This window comes from Microcoleus sp. LAD1_D3 (assembly GCF_036702135.1).
In the GTDB taxonomy this organism is placed as follows: Bacteria; Cyanobacteriota; Cyanobacteriia; order Cyanobacteriales; family Microcoleaceae; genus Microcoleus.
Map to the genome: position 1 here is coordinate 1 of NZ_JAUBSB010000137.1, position 2635 is coordinate 2635.

The 2635-nt window shown below is 39.3% G+C and carries 4 protein-coding genes and 2 pseudogenes; 3 read left to right on the forward strand and 3 right to left on the reverse strand.

Going from position 1 to position 2635, the window contains the following annotated elements; translation table 11 throughout:
* Window positions 1–71 precede the first annotated feature (71 nt).
* Both QUA74_RS29495 and QUA74_RS29500 read left to right on the forward strand, forming a co-directional pair.
* A pseudogene (locus tag QUA74_RS29495) lies at window positions 72–304 on the forward strand (winged helix-turn-helix domain-containing protein); the annotation flags it as partial.
* Window positions 305–372: 68 nt separating this feature from the next.
* The gene (locus QUA74_RS29500; protein WP_333336285.1) at window positions 373–603 is read left to right on the forward strand and encodes an IS1/IS1595 family N-terminal zinc-binding domain-containing protein; all 231 of its coding nucleotides are present in this window, start codon (window positions 373–375) and stop codon (window positions 601–603) included.
* Here QUA74_RS29500 and QUA74_RS29505 read toward each other — a convergent pair.
* Window positions 542–904 (reverse strand): annotated as a pseudogene (locus tag QUA74_RS29505) (ISL3 family transposase); the annotation flags it as partial. The gene QUA74_RS29500 and the pseudogene QUA74_RS29505 overlap by 62 nt on opposite strands.
* Window positions 905–916: 12 nt before the next feature.
* Entirely contained in the window at window positions 917–1048 is a 132-nt protein-coding gene (locus tag QUA74_RS29510; RefSeq protein WP_333336287.1) for a hypothetical protein, read from the reverse strand.
* 57 nt (window positions 1049–1105) lie between these two features.
* Between QUA74_RS29510 and tnpC the strand changes: the two genes are divergently transcribed.
* Window positions 1106–2485, forward strand: coding sequence for an IS66 family transposase (gene tnpC, locus QUA74_RS29515; protein ID WP_333336290.1), 1380 nt, complete (start codon window positions 1106–1108; stop codon window positions 2483–2485).
* Here the strand turns inward: tnpC and QUA74_RS29520 are convergent.
* Window positions 2440–2583, reverse strand: a complete 144-nt coding sequence (locus QUA74_RS29520; protein WP_333336293.1) for a transposase — start codon at window positions 2581–2583, stop codon at window positions 2440–2442. The two genes, tnpC and QUA74_RS29520, sit on opposite strands and share 46 nt — an antisense overlap.
* Between the last annotated feature and the right edge of the window lie 52 nt (window positions 2584–2635).

A 2635-nucleotide genomic window follows, 5' to 3' on the forward strand; every position in this document is an offset into this window, starting at 1 on the left:
GTTCAAGTAAGCAAATCGAAAATTATTTTGCTCACTGCTGTTACTGTACCTTTTAGTCACGCAAAGTGCTGTATATAGAAATATTATTAAAAACTCTAGAGAAAGACCCTCAAGAATTAGGAGATAATTTGGGAGGATGGACAGCGCAGAGATTAGCAACATACTTAGAGGAAGCCACAGGAATAAAATTAAGTGGAGGACAAGTGCGGAGGATATTAAACAAAAAAAGTATGTTTACATCTGGGCTAAGTATAGCCTGGAGTCCAAGAGACATCCCGAAAAAAGAACAGCGTTTAAAATAAAAGGTAGTTCTGCATAGCAAGGAAAATGTGTTATAATTTTATTCTTTTAACCTACCTTAAATTTTAGCTTATGAACTGTCCCAAATGTAACTCTGAATACATATTGAAAAATGGTCGCACTCGCTCTCAGAAGCAAAATTTTAAATGTCGAGATTGTGGAAGGCAATTCGTCATGAGTCCCAGACATCAACCGATTTCATCAGCAACAAAAGAGTTGATAGATAGAGGTTCTTCCGTACTTAGTATGCTAAATCTTTATAAAAATGCCAAAGAAGCAAAGCTCGCATTTCAAAATTTTTAAAACTTCTAAAACCAAATCCACTGCGTTTTAACAGTTTTAATTTATTATTAATGCCTTCAACCATTCCGTTGTTTGTTCTTTGTTCAAAATATCCTACTACCTCGGCAAACCACCTTTTAATGGTGTTTACGCTCTTTTTATAGTACGGCTCTGCTTTTTTTAACCAATCGATTAGTTCTAATATTCCCGCACTTAAATTTTTACATTTTTCAAATAGAGCGTGAAACTCTTCTTTTAAGGAGTGCATAATTTTTACGAGTGGTGAGTCTGATTGCACTTGTAATAATTTTGTTTTTTGTTCCTCAGATAAGTTTTACTCGGCTTTTAAGAGTATATATTTACTACTTTTTAAACTATCAAGTAATTTAGTTTTTTCTTCAGTTTTTAGTGAGTCTGCTGCTTTTTTTTGGTCAATTCTGGCTTTATTTAATTCTTCATGTATCATTTTTGGTAATTGCTCAACCCCCTTGACAAGAAGACGAGATAGACATTAGATAGAGAAATGGAAAAACTCCCCGACTTAAAGCAACTATCGAACGAGGCAAAAGAAGCCTTGATAGTAGAGCTATGGGAGAAAATCCAAAAACTCACCGCAGCGTTAGCAGCCACAGACCAAGCAAAACTAAGTCCGTCTCCCAAAAAAACTAGCAAAAATTCCAGCACTCCACCCTCCAAAGGATTCAAGCCCAACATTCAGCCATCGAAAATTGAGGGGATAAAAAGACAAAGAAGCCTAGGAAGAGTAGGAGGGGTTCGAGAACTACATCCTCATCCCGACCAAACAATCATGGCCCAACTCAAAAATTGTCCCCAGTGTGGAGAGAAAGTGACCGCTACTGCACAAAAATTACAATCCATCTACGAAAAAATCGAACTACCACTAATTCGTCCCATCATCACCCGCATCGAACGTTATGGCGGTCAGTGTGCCTGCTGTCAAACGAAGTACGTTGCCCCTGTACCATTGGGAATGGAACCAGGTTCACCGTTTGGCAGTTCTATTCAAAGCTTAGTCACATATCTGCGTTACACTCATGCCATCAGCTACGAACGGCTGTCGTCCATATTTGGAGAAGTCTTTGGACTCAAGATATCAGAAGGAGGAATCGCCAACTTGCTGGTGCAAGTCAAAACCAGTTTAGATGACCAAGTAACTCAAATACTCCATCGGTTGCGACGGTCTAAATTAATTTGTTCAGATGAAACGAGTGCGAGAGTTAACGGACAGAATCAGTGGGAGTGGGTGTTTCAGAACCCGGATGTTTGCTTACACGTCATTCGCCCCAGCCGAGGAACTGGAGTAATTAACGAAGTTCTCGGAGAACATCGTCCCGATATTTGGGTATCAGACTTATTTAGCGCTCAAAAAAATCATCCAGCACCACAATGGCAAGTGTGTTTGGCTCATCAATTGCGGGATTGCCAATATGCGATTGATGCTGGGGACAGAATTTTTGCCCCAGGGATGAAGAGGTTATTATTAAGAGCTTTGATCGTCCATCGACGACGAGCGAAAATAGACGATACTAGACTGAAACGATATCGAGAAAATTTACAGGAAAGATTCACCAGGATTTTAAATTTAGTGCCACACAATCCGGATGGTATCCGGTTACGAAAACGATATGGTGGGCTGATTGACAATTTATTTCTATTTCTGGAAGATGCGACAATTCCACCCACGAATAATAGTAGCGAACAGGCGATTCGGATGAGTGTAATATTTCGCCGTGTGACTAATGGCTTCCGTTCGGAATGGGGTCGGGATTTGTTTGCTGCCGTTCGTTCAGTTGTGAATACTGGCAAACGTCAGGGTTTAACTGCTTATCAATCTATTCAACAAGCTCTCTCGATTGATGGCTCCCTTTTTTCCCCTAGTTGAGCAATTACCATTTTTGTTACATGAAATCTCTCTACTGTCACTACAGCATTTGGCAATATTTTATTCACCAAAAATTTATAACTACCACTCATGTCCATGCTGACTTCTTCTATTTTATTTAAGACTTATTTACCCCATTTTAGAAGAAAG

Excerpts from the sequence above, each read along its gene's own strand:
- tnpC (WP_333336290.1), top strand. The coding sequence starts at position 1,106 with ATGGAAAAACTCCCCGACTTAAAGCAACTATCGAACGAGGCAAAAGAA.
- QUA74_RS29510 (WP_333336287.1), bottom strand. The coding sequence starts at position 1,048 with ATGATACATGAAGAATTAAATAAAGCCAGAATTGACCAAAAAAAAGCA.
- QUA74_RS29500 (WP_333336285.1), top strand. The coding sequence starts at position 373 with ATGAACTGTCCCAAATGTAACTCTGAATACATATTGAAAAATGGTCGC.
- QUA74_RS29520 (WP_333336293.1), bottom strand. The coding sequence starts at position 2,583 with ATGGACATGAGTGGTAGTTATAAATTTTTGGTGAATAAAATATTGCCA.